Origin of the sequence: Streptomyces roseicoloratus, from assembly GCF_004117935.1 — a bacterium.
Lineage (GTDB): Bacteria > Actinomycetota > Actinomycetes > Streptomycetales > Streptomycetaceae > Streptomyces > Streptomyces roseicoloratus.
In genome coordinates, this window is sequence record NZ_SDOY01000103.1 from 24781 (window position 1) to 41102 (window position 16322).

A 16322-nucleotide genomic window follows, 5' to 3' on the forward strand; every position below is an offset into this window, starting at 1 on the left:
CGGCAGCAAAGTAGAAGCCCTGTCAGGTGTGCGTCCTGGCAGGGCTTCTGCGTTGGGTCCGGAAGCCTCAGGAGCCCGAGAAGCTGACGGCTGAGCGGGAGGCATACTCCCAGCTCATGCGGCAGGGCCTGAGCAGCAAGGAAGCGTGCCGGATCGTCGGGATCAACCCGGAGACCGGCAGACGCTGGCGGAACGGACGATGCGCGTCCGGCGGGAGCAAGGCGGCACCACCGATCCACGAGGTGGTGCCGCCTTCCGCGCCGTCGCCGTACCTGAACGAGGCAGACCGCATCCACCGCGCCGACCGGCTGCGGGAGAAGGCCACGGTCCGCGTGATCGCGGCCGAGCTGGGCCGCCTCACCCACACGGCCACGGTCACGGCCCGCCCCCTCCCGGACCAACGACCCGACCGTGAGCGCCGCAACCGCCGTTGAGGGGATCCGTCGTGGACGCGGAGGGGCATGGATCCCGGAGGCCGCCGGGTGGGGCCGGCCGGCTCTCGGAGGGCTCGGGCGGGGGCCCGGTGGGCGGAGCCGGGGAGGGCTCGCCCACCGCGAGGTGCTCCAGGACCTCCGCCAGTTCCTCGCAGGCGTGGCGCACCGAACGGCGGGTCGCACGCTGCTCGGTGATGACGGAGGCGAGCAGCAGGGCGGTCAGGGCGGCGGAACCGTTGAACGTCTGGAGCTTGACCATGATCTCGACGTCCGACAGGTGGGAGAACGAGCCATGGTCGGAGGTCGCCACGACGGTGGCGAACACGGATGCGAAGAGCGCGCACAGCATGCTTCCGGCGAGCTGGAAGCGGAGCGCCGCCCAGACCAGCAGGGGGCAGACGAGGAAGAGCAGGCCCATCGGGCTGAGCACGGCCAGGGGGACGAGAACCAGGGTCGTCAGCCCCAGAAAGGCCGCCTCCTTCCAGCGCCGTACCCGGAACCGTCCGGACGGCCCTGCGAGGACGAGCAGGAGCGGAGCGACGAGCAGAACCCCCATCGTGTCACCCGCCCACCAGGCCAGCCACACGGCCCAGAACTCGCTCCTGTCCAGGGAGCCCTTCACCACCTGTAGTCCGACCCCCGCGGTCGCGCTGATCAGCATGGCGCCGAAGCCCCCAAGGAAGATCAGTGAGAGTCCGTCCCGCAGCCGCGCCATGTCAAGCCGGAAGTCGGCCCGTCTCAGCAGCAGGAAGGCGCAGAGCGGCGCGACGGTGTTGCTCACCACGGTGACCGCCGTGGTGGGCCCAGGGGTGGTGAGGGAGGTGATGACGAGGAAGGAGCCGAGGGCGATCCCGGGCCAGACCCGCGCGCCGAACAGCAGCAGGGCGGCGACGGCGACGCCGGTGGGCGGCCAGATGGGGGTGGCCACCACGCCTTCGACGACGAGGCGGCCCAGCAGGCCGAGCCGTCCGGCCGCGTAGTAGCAGACCGCCACGGCCAGCGAAATCAGCGCCGCGTCGGTAAGGGGCCGGAACTGCCGATTAACGAACACGCCAGCCATAAGACACCGGCCGGGCCGCCACGGCCGGGCAAGGACCCCTGCGTGTCGGGCGCCGCCGTACGGCACGAGTCCGGACCGGCCGGCGGAGTGAGGACCGGCTGGCGGAGTCCGGACCGGCTGGCGGAGTCAGGACTGGCCGGCTGGCGGAGTCAGGACCGGCCCGAGGTCTGGCCCGAACCGGGGCGGGCCGACAGGGGGGCGGGCCGGCCCCGGCCAACCCCGGCCGACCCGGGCCGCCCATGGGCGAGCCCCTTCACCCCTCGACCGTCGACGGAGCGGGACCGCCGTCATGGCCGACGACCAGGACGGCTGCGTCGTCCTCGTGCCCCACCGTGGCTGCCAGCTTCATGACGGCGGTGGCGAGCGCGTCGACGTCCAGCCCGGCGACGGCGGTGATCCCGGCGAGCCTCGTCACCCGGTCCAGACCCTCATCGACGTGGAGGGAGGGCCCCTCCACCACCCCGTCGGTCAGGAGGACGAAGACACCGTCGGCGGTGAGCCGGTGGCGCGTGGCCGGGTAGTCGACGCCGCGGAGCACACCGAGCGGAGGCCCGCCCTCGCTGTCGTCGATGCCGGAGCGGCCGTCGCTGGTGGCCCAGATGTGGGGGATGTGACCGGCCCGGGCGCACTCCAGGATGCCGGCAGCGGGGTCGAGCCGCAGGAAGGTGCAGGTGGCGAAGAGGTCGGCGCCCAGAGAGACCAGCAGGTCGTTGGTGCGACCGAGCAGCTCTCCCGGGTCTCCGCTGACGGAGGCCAGCGCGCGCAGTGCCACGCGGACCTGTCCCATGAAGGCGGCGGCCTCGATGTTGTGCCCCTGGACGTCACCGATGGACATGCCGATCTGCCCGCCGGGCAGGGAGAAGGCGTCGTACCAATCACCGCCGACGTTGAGCCCGTGGTTGGCGGGCTCGTAGCGGACGGCCAGCCGGGCGCCCGGAAAACTGGGCAGGTCCGAGGGCAGCATGCCGCGCTGCAGGGCCACGGCGAGCTCGACACGGGAACGCTGGGTCTCGGCCAGCTCCCGAGCCTTGGCGGTCAGCGACCCGAGCCGGACCAGAAGATCCTCGCTGTTGTCGGCCGGCCGTTTTCGGAACATCGATCACTCCGACGTCACGACAATCCTCGTATCACTCCGTCCCGTCTCCAGCACGCGGGACCCCAGGGGACCACCTCGGTACGAACAGGTCCTTCCCCACTCTGCCCGCAGGGCACGACGCCCGCATCTCATCGCCCCCGCACCCCCGCACCCCGCACCCCGGCCCGATGGCGCCGCCAGGAGATCGGGATCCGGATCCGGGCGCCCCGATCCGGCGCGATCACCGCGCCGGCAGGACGGTCCGTGCACTTGAGCGCACGTGCAACGTCTCGTGGCGGACCGTCCGCAAGCCCCTCGATTCCGCCTGTCCGCAGTTCGTGGGCAGCTGCCGCCGCGGCCGAAGGTATCGATCCCTGCCTGGCCGTGATCGACGGGATGCCGCGGGCTGACCTGGATGCGCGTAAGCCGTGGCCCCGACCGCCCGCCCCGAAACCCGATCCACCTGCGCGTACGGGGCAAGCTTCCCGTCAGTGGCGCGGGTGAGCTGGGCGTCGATGTATCCCTCGACCTCGGTGGCCTTCGGCACCCATGTGAACCCATACGAGCCGCGGTTCTCCTCCGCCGCCGGGGCCAAGCCCTCCGCATGTCGGTGGCTCAGCGGCTCCAGGCATACGACTGCGCCCTCCAGAACCGGTCCCTCAAGCACGAAGCCCGTTGATCACCACTCCAGTTATCGCACCGAATGATCACTCTGTCCCCCGGGCCCGGACCGCAGAGTCCCAGAGCCGGCGCTCCCTGTCGCATGAATTACGTGGCAGCGAAGAGGTCGGCAAGGCGGAGCGCTGAGGACAGCCGTCCTACGCAGCCGGGAAGATCAGAGCCGTACACCGACACGGGCCGTCCCACACAGTGACGTCCGTTCTCGGGTGAACGATCTCGCGGCCCATCACATGCCGCCGTCCGGTCCGCATCACCGAACTCGTCGAAGCCGTCCTCGCCCTACATCCGACCGGCTCAGCGTGCAGTGGGACAGAGCTCAGTGAGTGCCGACGCCTCACATGCCTCGGCCCGGGCCGCACCATGGCTCGGGACGTTCGCTGGCAGACATTAGGCACGAGCGCCGAGTTGGTCACGGGTGCACGCCCGCCTGCGCAGCCAGATACTCGGCGCCGCGGTGGCCGGACTCCTTGGACACGTGGACGTGGACCGCGTGCCGGCCGGACGGCAGTGCGGGGTCGGAGTGGTCGCCGCGGAAGGCGACCTGTACCGCGTCGTGGCGGAAGCCGTGCAGGCCGTGCTCGGGTCTGTCAGGCCAGCGGCCCGGCCATACGAGGAAGACCGCGTTGCCGTCGTCGCCCAGGGCCGCGATGACCCGGTCCTCGGCCGTCCCCGGTGCGAACCGTGCCGACATCTCGAGCGGCAGGTGTGCCTCCAGTTCACTGTCGTCCATGACCGGCACGTCCGGTTCGCAGCCGCCGGCGCCGCAAGGGGGTCGGGAGCCAGGGTAAGGGCGGTGGACAAAGCGGGGGTTCGGCAGCGCCGCTGCCATTCGACGGACCTCGCCGACGCTTTCCAGATGCGTCAGCAGCTCCGCCTCCTCACCGCGGTGTTCCATCAGCGCGCACAGCCGCATGGCCTGGCGGTACGCGTCGGTGGCGTCAGCGGTGACGTGGACACAGCGTGTGTAGCCGGGCAGGCAGTCTTCGCACATGACCGGATGGTGACACCCGCTGATCCGGACTGTCGCCCCCATTGATCGGCGGACCCCGATGCCGAGGGGCGGCACCGGGCCCGGTGTGCGCCTTACGGGAAGTCGTTCTCCGCACGTGCCCAGACCAACTGCTCATCGTTCAGCGGCGGGGTGAATCCGTCTGGAAGCATCAGCATGCGGCCGTCCGGCCACATGTTCTCCAGCCCGTGTTCCGCGCAGTCCAGGGCGATGAGATGTGATGGTCCACCCCGGCATGCGTCACCTCGGTACGGACCGTCGTGGGACTGGCACACGTATCCGAAGGACGTGCAGTCGTCCTCATCGGTCGGTTCGTGGAAGCCAGGGTCACGGACCACGAGCGTCACCGGTTCCTGCAGGTTGTCCCTGGGAATGGGACGCGGGTCGCACCACAGCAGTCGGGGAGGGAGCATGTGCTCATCATCCTGCGTGGCAACCCTCCTCGGCCACAGCCGTCCGCAGCCTCGTCACAAGCAGCCCTCTCTCAAATTCATGCCGAAGCGGATACTGCAGACTCAACTCGCCAAATGAGGTCTGCCGTAAGGGTCGTCTCGTGACTCCGACGGCCTTGGCTTCGACTGTGACCGGAATGCTTGGGCAGGTGTCACTGGGGCCGGGAACCCAGCCGGTGTGCTGGGCCCGGGCGTCGGCGCGTCGGATGATGGCCCATACGACGGCATCGCAGCCGCTCTCGTCCGCCATCGCAAGCTGGTGGCCTGCCTGGCACGCCCGGGAAAGGGGACGATCCGCAGCATGATCGGATGGATGCGCCACACCCCGCGCTGGTCGGTCATTTCGGTCTGTGTGATCGCGGCCGTGCTGCTCTTCGTCGGCGCTTCCGCGCATGCAGCCGACCTTCTCAGCCACGGTCTGCACCCCTACGCTTGGGCACCGAGCCGGCTCAACCTCTACTGGTCGTCCCTGGCGCTCTTCGACACGCTTGCCGCTGTGTTCCTGATCAGGGGTGAACGTCTGGGAATCGACCTCGCCTGCGCCATCATGGCCACCGACCTCGCCGCCAACTGGTACGCGGACTACGGCATCCAGCACAGCAGCTTCGCTGCCCAGCCCGGCCTTCAACGACTGACCGTCTTCGCCGCACTCGTCCTGGGAACGGCACCGTTTGTCCGGCGACACCTCGCCCAATGAGTCGGCGTCTCAGGCAGTCGGCTCGCCCACCGCGACAGCGACCGTCGGGCCCGGCCCTTCGTCGTGCCCGTCCCGGCGGGTCTTGGCCTGCGCCGCCGCCGACGGCTGCCGCACCGGGGTCGCACCCTCCCTCCGGGCCACCGCCGTCAGCCGGGTCGAGACGGTGCCCCCGGACGTGATGGCAGGATGTGCGCATGGTGACGCACGAGCCGTGGGCGAGGCTGCACGGGGACCTGTCGGCGGCGAAGGCACGGGTGTACGACCCGGGCGGGTTCGCCTGCTCGTCGCCGGTGCCCGAACCTGAGAGCGCCGAGTACGCGGCCTGCTCGTTCACGCTCGACGGGCGTTCGGTCCGGTTCCGCGCGGCCAAGACCACTCCGACGAAGGCCGGTCAGTTCGTCACCGTGTGGCAGCGGTCCCAGGAGGGGCCGATCAGGCCCTTCGACGCCGACGACCGGGTGGAACTCTTCGTCGTCAGCAGCCGCGACGGCGGCGGCTTCGGACAGTTCGTGTTCCCGTGCGAGGCGCTGTGCGAGCGCGGCATCGTCTCCCGCGGCGGCGCCGGCGGGAAGCGCGGGTTCCGCGTCTACCCGCCGTGGGTGACCACGACCAGCCGGCAGGCCCGCAGCACCCAGGCGTGGCAGGTGGACTACTTCCTCCACGTCGGCCAGGACGAACCCGCGGATCTGGCGCGCGCCCACGCCCTCTACCGCGCGTAGCGCCCGTCACCGCCCCGCCACGAGCCGTCTCACATGGCGTGGTTGATCCAGCGCCGGAGCACCGCGTGGGTGGTGTCGTCGAGCGTGCACAGGGCTTCGATGGCGTCGAGGTCGCCGGGCAGGGGCGCGACGCCCGCGGTGGTCAGGGCCGCGTGCAGCTCCAGACGGCGGCGGTCGACCGGGGCGAGCGCAGCGCACAGGCGGCTCGCCGGGTCCGGTGCGGGAAGAACGAGGTCGTCGGCCTCCATGACGCCGTACGCCGACGGCGTGCGCTCCGGCTCACCGTCGAAGACCGCGGCCGGGAACCGGTAGGGGTCGAGATCCTGCAGTGCAGCGGTGCCCGTGGTGAAAGCCTGGAACCCGGTCACGAGTGCCTCCTTGGTCGTCGTACCACTGCCGACAACGACAGAAGGGAGACCGGCGGAGGTTGCGGAGCACCGCGCACTCCACTCGAATGTCCCCTACGGCATCTCGTCACAAGACAGATGAACCCACCGCGACCGCCGGTCGGCCGCAGCCTGCGCCCGCCAGGACTGGTGCCGCGGCCGTACGCGCACCGACGGTGCGGGGCAGGTCGGGGCACGTCGGAGCAGGTCGGGGTAGGCCGGGGTAGGTCGGGGCAGGTCACGGTGGGTCCGGGTCGTGGTGGGTCCGGTTCGCTTGGGGTCGGACCGTGACGGGTCCGGTCGGCTTCCGGTCCGGTCAGCTTCGGGTCGCCTTCATCTCCGAGAGGCCCTTGGCGAGCTCGTCGGCGTTCATCACCGGCACCACGGAGATCTCGGCGTGGAACTGCATGAAGAGGTCCTCCAGGAGAGGAGGCATCCGCGAGGAGTCCTCGAGGTCGAACACCATCCAGCAGGTCCGTACGCCCTCGTCCACGCCGAAGTACGCGGCTTCCGGCTTCAGGGATTCCATCAGGCTCTTCACGGTCTGCGGCAGGGCACCGCTCTTCAGTCCCTCGTTGCCGGCCGGTGTGTCGATGTGGGCCTTGAGCATGACTCTCATGCGGGACTCCTTCCGTCGTCCTCAACCGTTGGGCACCCCCACCGGCTCGGCAACCAGACGGACTCCGTCCGGGCCGAAGCAGCGTCCGGCAGGGGCAACGGAGCGGCGTGCCGGTGGCCCGATCGGCTCTTCGCAGCCGGACAGGCCATAGGGGGAGTGGTCAGCCCGTGCCGGTGTAGACGAAGAGCTGCGGGGACCAGGGTGTGCAGTTGCGTCCCTGGGCGTCGTCGATCGACTGGGCGCATGCCCGGACCTTGAAGTTCCAGCTGCCGCGCTCGGGGTCGTCCCAGGTCGCCACGCGGCGTTCGCCGATGCGGACCTGCCAGGTCTTCCAGTCGCGCCCGGTCGGGTGGGTGTACTGCACCTCGTAGTAGGCCCATCGGGGGCTCGTGTGGCCACCGTAGTAGAGCTTGAGCGTGCCGGCGCAGCTGTCGTAACGGGCGCCGACGTAGGGCGAGTTGGCGAACCTGTACTTCATGGGGCTGCCGCCGATGCCGGTGTTGCGCGCGCCCGGCGGATATCCGTCGCGGACGGTGCAGGGTGCCTCCGGGGTCGTGGCCGGTGCCTTGGCCGGCGCCGGTGCGGCGGCCGCGCCGGGCGCCGCCGCCAGGCCGCTCGCGAACATGACGGCGGTGCAGAGGAGCACCGGCGTACGGTGCCGGCTTCTGCGGACGTTCATGGTGGCTCCCTTCGTCACCGAAGGGCCCGCGTCAGCGGCCCGTGACGATGGTGTGACGGAGGCTCCGCGCGCCCTCGCCTCCCCTGTGTGGTCAGAGGCCGGGCGGCCGTGACGGTCCTCGACTTCAGGTTATCGCCGCGCGACCGGCGTCTCGACCGGGGCCGCCGTGCGCACCCTTCCTTCCTGCGGCCGGGAAGGCGTCTGTGCGCCGGTCCGCGCCGCGTCCCTCAGGGCGCGGCCTGCTCGAACCTCGACCTCGTCGGGCACGCGGTCCGTTCGCGGGCCGCGTGCTACGTTCCCCTGCGTCGGACGACCGACCGGGAGCGTGGGGTGACGGAAACAACGGGACCGCAGTCGGCGTCGCAGCCGGCCCCGCGGGCGCGCCTGCGGCGGCAGCCGCAGCAGGCGCGGAGCCGGGCCCGGGTCGAGGCGGTGCTCGCCGCGGCCGACCGGATCCTGTCCCAGGAGGGTTACGAGGCGTTGACGATGCGGCGGATCGCCGAGGAGTCGGGCGCGCCGGTCGGCAGCATCTACCAGTTCTACCCGGACAAGGCCGCTGTCGTGGACGCGCTGGGACACCGGTACCTCGACGCGTTCCGGATCACCATCGACGACCTCGTGGACCGGGCCGTCGAGGGCGGGCTGCCCGATCTGGTGGACACCATGGTGGACGTCTACGCCGAGCTGTTCCGCACCCAGCCGGGCGGCATGGCGCTGTGGGCGGGGCGTCACCTCAGTCCCGAGCTGGCCCGGGCCGACGAGACGAGCAACGCCCTCATCGCCGAGGGCCTGCGGCGCATCGTGGAACACGTGACGGGCACGCCCGGCGGCGAGCGGCTGCGACGGGCGACGCGCATGGTGGTGTGGGCCGCCAACGCCGTGCTGCACGAGGCGTTCAAGGGCGACGGCGAGCCGGACCTGGAAACGGTCGAGGAGCTGAAGCGGATGCTGAACGCTTACTGGGCGGACCTGCGCGAGCGGTCGTCGGCAGCCGCGGATGCGTGAGCGCGGCAGGGGACGCGTGAGCAGAGCCGCGGAGGTGTGAGCGGAGGCGGGGAGGTGTGAGCGGAGGCGGGGAGGTGTGAGCGCAGCCGCGGAGGCGTGAGCGGGGGCTGGGAGGCGTGCGCGCGGCCGCGGAGGCGTGAGCGGAGCCGTTCCGGCCCGCCCGTCCATGCCGCTCTGGCCCGCCTGTCTATGCCGCTCTGGCCCGCCCGTCCATGTCGGTCCGGCCTCCTTGAGTCCCTCCAGCGCGCCTCCGGGCCGTATCGGCGCGCCCGCCGGCCCCTGATCCCGCCCCTGCCCCCGCCCGTGCGGCCGTCTCGCTGCGCCCTCCGACCCATAGAACGCGAACATTGGTTCATGTTAGTGTGCGGCCCACCCCGGACGGCAGGCCCGCTCGATCTCAACTGCCGTCCTCTCACGTGCCGTTGGAGCGACCCCTCGAGGGTTCTCCGCGTGCCCGTCACGGAGGCAGGTGCCTGTGACCACGAGTTCCGCCGACCTCGCCCGGCTCCCCAGGTTCCCCGAGGGCTTCGTCTGGGGTGCCGCCACGGCCGCGTACCAGATCGAAGGCGCGGCCGAGCAGGACGGCAAGGGTGCTTCCGTGTGGGACACGTTCGTGCGGCGGCCCGGGGCCGTGCGTGACGGTCACACGGGTGAGGTCGCCTGCGACCACTACCAGCGGTTCGACGAGGACGTCGCGTTGATGCGCCGACTGGGCCTCGACGCGTACCGGTTCTCCGTCTCCTGGCCGCGCGTGCTACCGGCGGGCACGGGCAAGGTCGAGCCGCGCGGGCTCGACTTCTACGACCGGCTGGTCGACGCCCTGCTCGACGCCGGGATCGAGCCGACGCCCACCCTGTTCCACTGGGACCTGCCCCAGGCCCTCGAGGACGAGGGCGGGTGGCTCAACCGGGACACCGCCCACCGGTTCGCGGAGTACGCGGCCGTGACCGCGGAACGGCTCGGCGACCGGGTCAAGCGGTGGATCACCCTGAACGAGCCCTTCGTGCACATGTCCTTCGGCTACGGCTTCGGCGTCCACGCCCCGGGCCACGCGCTGATGCTGGACGCGCTGCCCGTCGCCCACCACCAGCTGCTCGGCCACGGGCTCGCGACCGCCGCCCTGCGGTCCGCCGTTCCCGACGCGCAGGTGCTCATCTCCAACAACTGCACCCCGGTGCGCCTGCGCACCGACGCCCGGTCGGACGAGGACGTCGCCGCGGCCGAGGCCTACGACATCCTGCACAACCGGCTGTTCAACGACCCGATCGTGACGGGCGGCTACCCGGACCTGTCCGCGTACGGCATGGCAGACCCGGAGTGGGGAGGCGTGGTGCGCGACGGCGATCTCGCCACCGTCGCCGCACCGCTGGACGGCCTCGGCATCAACTACTACAACCCGACCTGGGTCACCGCCCCCGGCGACCCGACCGCCGGACTGCCCTTCGACCTCGCCGAGCCCCAGGAGGCGTACCGGCGCACCGCGTTCGGCTGGCCCGTGGTCCCCGAAGGGCTCACCGAGCTGCTCACCGGGCTCAGGGAGCGCTACGGCGCGGCCCTGCCGCCGGTGTGGATCACCGAGAACGGCTGCTCGCAGCCGGCCGGACTGCGGGACCAGGAACGCATCGACTACCTCGCCGGACACGTCGCCGCGGTCGGGCACGCCCTCGGCCACGGCGTGGACGTACGCGGCTACTTCACCTGGTCGCTGCTCGACAACTTCGAGTGGGCCGAGGGCTATCACCAGCGGTTCGGCCTCGTCGAGGTGGACTTCGCCACCCTGCGCCGGACACCCCGGGCGAGCTTCGCCTGGTACCGCGACCTCATCGCCTCCCAGCGGTCCTGAGCGACGGAGCCACCATGACCTCTGCTCCCGCGCCGGACGGTGCGGGCCGCGCGGATCGCGGCGCGCACTCCGTGGGCAGCGCCGCCGAGGTCGCGGATGCCGCCGTCACCGTTCCCGAGGTCGCGGATGCCGCCGTCACCGTTCCCGAGGTCGCGGATGCCGCCGTCACCGTTCCCGAGGTCGCGGATCCCGCCGTCGCCGTCCCCAAGGTCGCCGATGCCGCCGTTACGGTCGGCGCCGTTACCGCCGGCGCCGTCACCGATGCCGCCGTCGCCGATCCCGGCTCCGGTCTCCCGGCCGGCACCGCCGTCCTGCACGAACCCACCGTCCCCGTCACCGCCGCCTGGACCACGAGCCTCTCGCTCGCCACGCTCGCCGTGTTCATGGCCTTCATGACGCCCATCCAGATCCTGCTGCCGCTCCAGCTGGAGCACATCGACCCGCACGACAAGAACGCCGCCCTCTCCCTCGTCACCGGTCTCGGCGCGCTCGTCGCGGTGCTCGCCAATCCGCTCGCCGGCGCCTGGTCGGACCGGACCACGAGCCGGTTCGGCCGGCGGCGGCCCTGGATCCTCGGCGGGGCCCTGGCCGGGGCGGCGGGGCTCGTGGTGACCGCCGTCCAGCACACCGTGGCCGGGGTCGCCCTCGGCTGGTGCCTCGCGCAGGCGGGGCTGAACGCGATGCTGGCCGGCGTCGCCACCCCGGTCGCCGACCGCGTACCGCTGACCCAGCGCGCCCAGGTCTCCGGCTGGACCGGCCTCATGCAGTCCGTCGGCCTCGTGCTCGGCGCGCTCATCACCACCCTGCTGGTCACCGGCGTGCGCTCCGGCTACGTCACCCTGGCCGTCCTCACCGTCGTCCTCGCCCTGCCCTTCGTGCTCCGCCACGCCGAGCCGCCGCTGCCCCGGGCGCTGCGCCCCGCCTTCGACGCCCGCGCCTTCGCCCGTTCGCTGTGGGTGAGCCCCCGGCGGCACCCCGACTTCGGCTGGGCCTGGCTCACCCGGTTCCTCATCAATCTCGGCAACGCCCTCGGAACCCTCTACCTCTTCTACTTCCTGGCCGACGCCGTCCACTTCGGCGACCCCGGCACCGGCGTACTCGTCCTCACGCTCGTCTACACCGTCTGCGCCGCCCTCACTGCCGTCCCCGTCGGCGTGCTGTCCGACCGCGTCGGGCGCCGCAAGGGCTTCGTCGTCCTCTGTTCGCTGGTGATGGCCGCCGCGGCGCTGCTGCTCGCCCTGTTCCACACCTGGCCATCCGCCCTCCTCGCGGCGGCGGTCCTCGGCGCGGGCTACGGCATCTACCTCGCCGTCGACCAGGCCCTGGTGACCCAGGTCCTGCCCGAGGCCGCCGACCGCGCCAAGGACCTGGGCGTCATCAACATCGCCAACTCGGGCCCCCAGGTCCTGGCGCCCGCGCTCGCGGCGCCGGTCATCGCCCACCTCGGCGGCTACACCGGCCTCTACGTCGTCGCGGCCCTGGTCATCCTCGTCGGCGGCGTCCTGGTCACCCGTATCCGCGGCGTGGCCTGAGGGCACACGACCGTACGGGCCCCAGCAGGGTCCCTTGTCCTGGCCCGTGCCGCACACGGGGCCGGGGTCGTCGGCGATCGAGATGACGAAGATCAGCCAGGCGCAGGCGACCATGAAGCCCCCCCACACCCGGCGCAACCCGCGACCGGATACGGCCAATGGGAGGCGCGCACTCCGCCCGCGAGGGCGTCGGTCCGTGAAACCGGTGCGGGCCTGCACCGGAGCCCGGGGCGGGCCGGCCGGCCGGCGTCGCCGTCGCACAGAGATCGTCCCGCCGTCATGGAACGGTCACGGTGCCGTCGTCGCCCCATCGAAGTTCCCGCAGGCTTGCTGACCTGAAGTGTTCCGTCGCAACGCCCGCCTCCAGCACGGTCGTTGATCACGTCACATACTGCGCTGACCGGCGGCGGGCGCGACCGTGCGCCCCGCCGGAACCGACCCATCGACCTCATCCCAAGCTCCTGGGGGAGACTTGCGCGCACACGTGAAGAGAGCACGCGCCTTCACCATCGCAGCGGCCACATCGGTGGCCCTGGTAGCAGGCATGACCGGCCCCGCGACGGCGAACGCCGCGTCTGCGGAGGCCACGCCCGACCTCGCACGGCTCGACGGTGGCCGGCGGATTCCGCTCGTCACCGGCGACCGGGTCGTGGTCGACGGCGGCGGCCGGATGGTGGCCTTCGAGGCCGCCGAGGGCCGCGAGCGCATACCCGTACAGGTGCGGCGCACCGGGGACCACACGCTCGTGCTGCCCGCCGACGCCGAGCCGCTGATCGCCTCGGGACGGCTGGACCAGCGGCTGTTCGACCTCGGCGTGCTCACCGACCCGCGGCTGCGCAAGAGCCACGGCGACGGGCTCAAGCTGATCGTGCAGTACGAAGGACGTGCCGCGGGCGCGCGGGCGGAGATGCGCGCGGCGGGCGACACCGAGGTCCGGCGCACGTTCCCGACCATCGGCGCCGACGCCGTCCGCGCCGCCCCCGACGACCTGGGCCGGGTGTGGGACGCGCTGACCGACGGGAAGCGCACCGGCCTGCGCGCCACCGCCACCGGCGTCGGCCGGGTGTGGCTGGACGGCGTCCGCAGCGCGCGCCTGGACCGCAGCGTCCCGCAGATCGGCGCCGACCGCGCGCAGGCGGCGGGCTTCGACGGCAAGGGCGTCAGGATCGCCGTCCTCGACACCGGCGTCGACAGGACCCACGACGACCTGAAGACCCGCGTCGTCGCCGAGAAGAACTTCTCGCCCGCCCCGGACGCCGTCGACCGCGTCGGGCACGGCACGCACGTCGCGTCGATCGCCGCGGGCACCGGCGCCAGGTCCGGCGGCCGCTACAAGGGCGTCGCGCCCGGCGCGGAGGTGATCAGCGGCAAGGTCCTCGACGACGACGGCAGCGGAGAGGACTCCGCGATCCTGGCCGGGATGGAGTGGGCCGCCGCCGAGGGCGCGGACGTCGTCAACCTCAGCCTCGGCGGCCCCGACGGCCCCGGCGTCGACCCGCTGGAAGAGGCGGTGAACCGGCTGAGCGCCGAGAAGGGCATCCTGTTCGCCGTCGCCGCGGGCAACGAGGGCGAGGGCGGCGAATCGACGCTGGGCTCGCCCGGCACCGCGGACGCCGCCCTCACCGTGGGCGCGGTCGACAAGAACGACCGGCTCGCGCCCTTCTCCAGCCGAGGCCCCCGCGTCGGCGACGGCGCCGTCAAGCCGGACGTGACCGCCCCCGGTGTCGCCATCGCCGCGGCCGCGGCCCCCGGCAGCACCCTCGACACCAAGCCGGGCGTCCCGCACCCCGCGCCCGGATACCTGCAGATCGACGGCACCTCCATGGCGACCCCGCACGTCGCCGGCGCGGCCGCGATCCTGAAGCAGCGGCATCCGGACTGGACGGCCGCCGAACTCAAGGGCGCCCTCATGGCGTCCGCCCAGGGCGGCGCGTACACCGCCTTCGAACAGGGCTCGGGCCGGATCCAGGCGGACAAGGCGCTGGCGCAGACCGTGATCGCCGATCCGGTCTCACTGCACTTCGGCACGGCGCAGTGGCCGCACGCCGACGACCGGCCCGTCGCCAAGAAGGTCGCCTACCGCAACCTCGGCACCACCGACGTCACCCTCGACCTGTCGGTGACGACCCTGGACCCGGAAGGCAAGCCGGCACCGGCCGGGTTCTTCTCGCTCGGCGCCTCCCGGCTGACGGTGCCCGCGGGCGGCCGGGCCGAGGTCGACCTCGTCGCCGACACCCGGCTGGGCGACGCCGACGGCAGCTACTCCGGCTACGTCACCGCCACCGGCGCGGGCCAGTCGGTCCGCACGGCCGCCGTGGTCGTCCGGGAGGCGGAGGCCTACGACCTCACCCTCCGCACGATCGACCGCGACGGCACCGCCGCCGCGCACTACGCCGACACGCTCATCGGGGTCGGCGGACCCGCCGCCGGGTTCGCCGCCCGGGTCGCCGACGGGCCGGGCAGCGACACCGTCCGGGTGCCCAAGGGCTCGTACGTCTTCTACTCCTCGCTCTACCAGGACCCTACGGACCTCGCCCGCGGCACCGACTGGATCGTCCAGCCGAGACTGGACGTCACCCGCGACATGACGGTCACGGCCGACGCGCGCACGACGAAGCCGGTCACCGTCACCGTGCCCGGCATCGACCGTGCGGACTACGCGCAGACGTATTTCGAGATGGCCACCGGCATCGGCCGGGTCGGTGCCGGCTGGGAGCTCCGGGGCTTCACCGGGTTCCGCCTTGCCCACCAGGGACCGGCCGTCACGGACGGCTCCCTGCTGCAGACCTGGGACGCGCACTTCCTCAAGGACGCCACCAGCCAGTACACCGTTGCCTTCGGCGGCAGGACGGAACGCATCGCCACCGGCTACACCCGGCATGTCCGGGCGTCCGAACTGGCCACGATCAAGGTCGGCCTCGGTGCCTCCGCACCCGGGAAGGCCGTCCTCGCCTCCCCGCACTCCAGCATCCCGGGCGCGCCCCTGGGCATCGGGTACTCGGCGCCGCAGGCCGCGCCCGGCACCCGCACCTTCTACGTCTCCACCGCCGACAAGGTCAGCTGGCTCACCAAGCTCGACCAGCTGGGCGAGCCCGACGAGTGGGGCTACCCGGCCTTCGAGGGCGAGTACTCGATGCTCCGGCCGAAGCGCTACAAGACGGGCCGGACGTACCGGGAGACGTTCAACACGGGTGTGTTCGGCCCGCTGGTCGGCGAGCACGAGGGTGTCTTCCGCACCGCGCCCGACCCCGGGACGGGTGAGCAGCAGATCGTCGGCTCCCTGCCGCTGTTCGCCGACGGCAAGGGCCACCGGGACGACTGGCTGCCGGACCTCTCCGCCACGACGACGCTGTACCGCGACGGGGTCAAGGTCGGCGAGAACGACGACCCGCTGACCGGCAGGCAGCCCTTCACGGTCGACGGCGCCGACGCGGAGTACCGCCTGGTGACCTCCGTGAAGCGCCCGGTCACCCTCGCCGCGGTCTCCACCCGCGTCGAGGCCGGCTTCACCTTCCGGTCGAAGCAGGTCGCGGACACCACGGCGCTGCCGGTGTCCACGGTCCGCTTCGCCGCCCCCGTCGACCTCACCTCGCGCATCCCGGCGGGCACGACGGTCTCGGTACCGGTGACGGTGCAGGGCGCGGCGGCCGGGAGGAACCTGAAGTCGCTGACCGTTTCCGTGAGTTACGACGACGGCCGGACCTGGAAGCAGGTGCGGGTCCGCGACGGCCGGATCTCCGTGAAGAGCCCGGCGAAGGACCGCGGACTCTCGCTGTCCGCCACGGTCACGGACAAGCAGGGCAACGTGTCCACGCTGGCGATCCACGACGCGTGGCTCGGCGGGTGACACCGGCCCTGCGCCCGATGACAGCGGCCCGCTGACCGCCGTCCGTCCGACCCGGCGTCACCACCGTGGGGGTGGTGACGCCGGTGGGCCTTCCGACGGGCATCGTGCAGGGCGGCGACGTCCACCGGTTCATCACGTTCTTCGCATTCTTTGCATTCTTCGTATTCGTCGCGCGATGGAGTGTGGCGGGGCGGCAGGGTGATGGGGTGATGGGGTGACGGGAGGGGCGGGGGTGACGGAGGGTGACGGGGAGTCGATCTCGACGAATTCGAACAAAAGTCGAC

12 protein-coding genes and 2 pseudogenes are annotated in these 16322 nt (G+C 72.0%); 7 read left to right on the top strand and 7 right to left on the bottom strand.

Annotation, left to right across the window (positions count from 1 at the left end; all coding sequences use genetic code 11):
* Positions 1–35 precede the first annotated feature (35 nt).
* A pseudogene (locus ESG85_RS11560) lies at positions 36–368 on the top strand (IS30 family transposase); the annotation flags it as partial.
* Between the two features lie 7 nt (positions 369–375).
* Here ESG85_RS11560 and ESG85_RS11565 read toward each other — a convergent pair.
* From ESG85_RS11565 to ESG85_RS11580, 4 genes and pseudogenes are all read right to left on the bottom strand, one after another.
* Positions 376–1494: an MASE1 domain-containing protein gene (locus ESG85_RS11565; RefSeq protein WP_128978181.1), complete on the bottom strand. Its 1119-nt coding sequence runs from the start codon at positions 1492–1494 to the stop codon at positions 376–378.
* 253 nt (positions 1495–1747) lie between these two features.
* A complete protein-coding gene (locus tag ESG85_RS11570) occupies positions 1748–2590 on the bottom strand; it encodes a PP2C family protein-serine/threonine phosphatase (RefSeq protein ID WP_128978183.1) in 843 nt (280 codons plus the stop codon).
* 391 nt (positions 2591–2981) lie between these two features.
* Positions 2982–3236 (bottom strand): annotated as a pseudogene (locus ESG85_RS35855) (GNAT family N-acetyltransferase); the annotation flags it as partial.
* 423 nt (positions 3237–3659) lie between these two features.
* Positions 3660–4241 (bottom strand): hypothetical protein, encoded by a 582-nt coding sequence (locus ESG85_RS11580; protein ID WP_128978185.1) that lies wholly within the window; start codon positions 4239–4241, stop codon positions 3660–3662.
* A 771-nt stretch (positions 4242–5012) separates the two neighbouring features.
* Here ESG85_RS11580 and ESG85_RS11590 point away from each other — a divergent pair.
* On the top strand, positions 5013–5408 hold the full coding sequence (locus ESG85_RS11590) for a hypothetical protein (RefSeq protein ID WP_181019013.1): 396 nt from the start codon (positions 5013–5015) through the stop codon (positions 5406–5408).
* Between the two features lie 194 nt (positions 5409–5602).
* Complete coding sequence (locus ESG85_RS11595; protein WP_128978187.1) at positions 5603–6127, top strand: MepB family protein; 525 nt, start codon at positions 5603–5605, stop codon at positions 6125–6127.
* Between the two features lie 29 nt (positions 6128–6156).
* On the opposite strand, the gene ESG85_RS11600 is transcribed toward ESG85_RS11595, so the two are convergent.
* The 3 genes from ESG85_RS11600 to ESG85_RS11610 form a co-directional block, all read right to left on the bottom strand.
* Positions 6157–6495: a hypothetical protein gene (locus ESG85_RS11600; RefSeq protein ID WP_128978189.1), complete on the bottom strand. Its 339-nt coding sequence runs from the start codon at positions 6493–6495 to the stop codon at positions 6157–6159.
* 334 nt (positions 6496–6829) lie between these two features.
* Positions 6830–7132 (bottom strand): hypothetical protein, encoded by a 303-nt coding sequence (locus ESG85_RS11605; protein ID WP_128978191.1) that lies wholly within the window; start codon positions 7130–7132, stop codon positions 6830–6832.
* Between the two features lie 160 nt (positions 7133–7292).
* A complete protein-coding gene (locus ESG85_RS11610) occupies positions 7293–7811 on the bottom strand; it encodes a hypothetical protein (protein ID WP_128978193.1) in 519 nt (172 codons plus the stop codon).
* A 330-nt stretch (positions 7812–8141) separates the two neighbouring features.
* On the opposite strand from ESG85_RS11610, the gene ESG85_RS11615 reads away from it, so the two are divergent.
* From ESG85_RS11615 to ESG85_RS11630, 4 genes are all read left to right on the top strand, one after another.
* Positions 8142–8816 (top strand): TetR/AcrR family transcriptional regulator, encoded by a 675-nt coding sequence (locus ESG85_RS11615; RefSeq protein ID WP_164986223.1) that lies wholly within the window; start codon positions 8142–8144, stop codon positions 8814–8816.
* Positions 8817–9285: 469 nt separating this feature from the next.
* The gene (locus ESG85_RS11620; protein ID WP_128978197.1) at positions 9286–10659 is read left to right on the top strand and encodes a GH1 family beta-glucosidase; all 1374 of its coding nucleotides are present in this window, start codon (positions 9286–9288) and stop codon (positions 10657–10659) included.
* A 14-nt stretch (positions 10660–10673) separates the two neighbouring features.
* Complete coding sequence (locus tag ESG85_RS11625) at positions 10674–12191, top strand: MFS transporter (protein ID WP_246094941.1); 1518 nt, start codon at positions 10674–10676, stop codon at positions 12189–12191.
* Positions 12192–12735: 544 nt separating this feature from the next.
* Positions 12736–16038: a S8 family peptidase gene (locus ESG85_RS11630; RefSeq protein ID WP_128978199.1), complete on the top strand. Its 3303-nt coding sequence runs from the start codon at positions 12736–12738 to the stop codon at positions 16036–16038.
* Positions 16039–16322 lie beyond the last annotated feature (284 nt).

Coding starts and splice junctions, on each gene's coding strand:
- ESG85_RS11610 (WP_128978193.1), bottom strand. CDS start 7,811: ATGAACGTCCGCAGAAGCCGGCACCGTACGCCGGTGCTCCTCTGCACC.
- ESG85_RS11580 (WP_128978185.1), bottom strand. CDS start 4,241: ATGTGCGAAGACTGCCTGCCCGGCTACACACGCTGTGTCCACGTCACC.
- ESG85_RS11605 (WP_128978191.1), bottom strand. CDS start 7,132: ATGAGAGTCATGCTCAAGGCCCACATCGACACACCGGCCGGCAACGAG.
- ESG85_RS11565 (WP_128978181.1), bottom strand. CDS start 1,494: ATGGCTGGCGTGTTCGTTAATCGGCAGTTCCGGCCCCTTACCGACGCG.
- ESG85_RS11625 (WP_246094941.1), top strand. CDS start 10,674: ATGACCTCTGCTCCCGCGCCGGACGGTGCGGGCCGCGCGGATCGCGGC.
- ESG85_RS11590 (WP_181019013.1), top strand. CDS start 5,013: ATGATCGGATGGATGCGCCACACCCCGCGCTGGTCGGTCATTTCGGTC.
- ESG85_RS11630 (WP_128978199.1), top strand. CDS start 12,736: ATGACCGGCCCCGCGACGGCGAACGCCGCGTCTGCGGAGGCCACGCCC.
- ESG85_RS11570 (WP_128978183.1), bottom strand. CDS start 2,590: ATGTTCCGAAAACGGCCGGCCGACAACAGCGAGGATCTTCTGGTCCGG.
- ESG85_RS11595 (WP_128978187.1), top strand. CDS start 5,603: ATGGTGACGCACGAGCCGTGGGCGAGGCTGCACGGGGACCTGTCGGCG.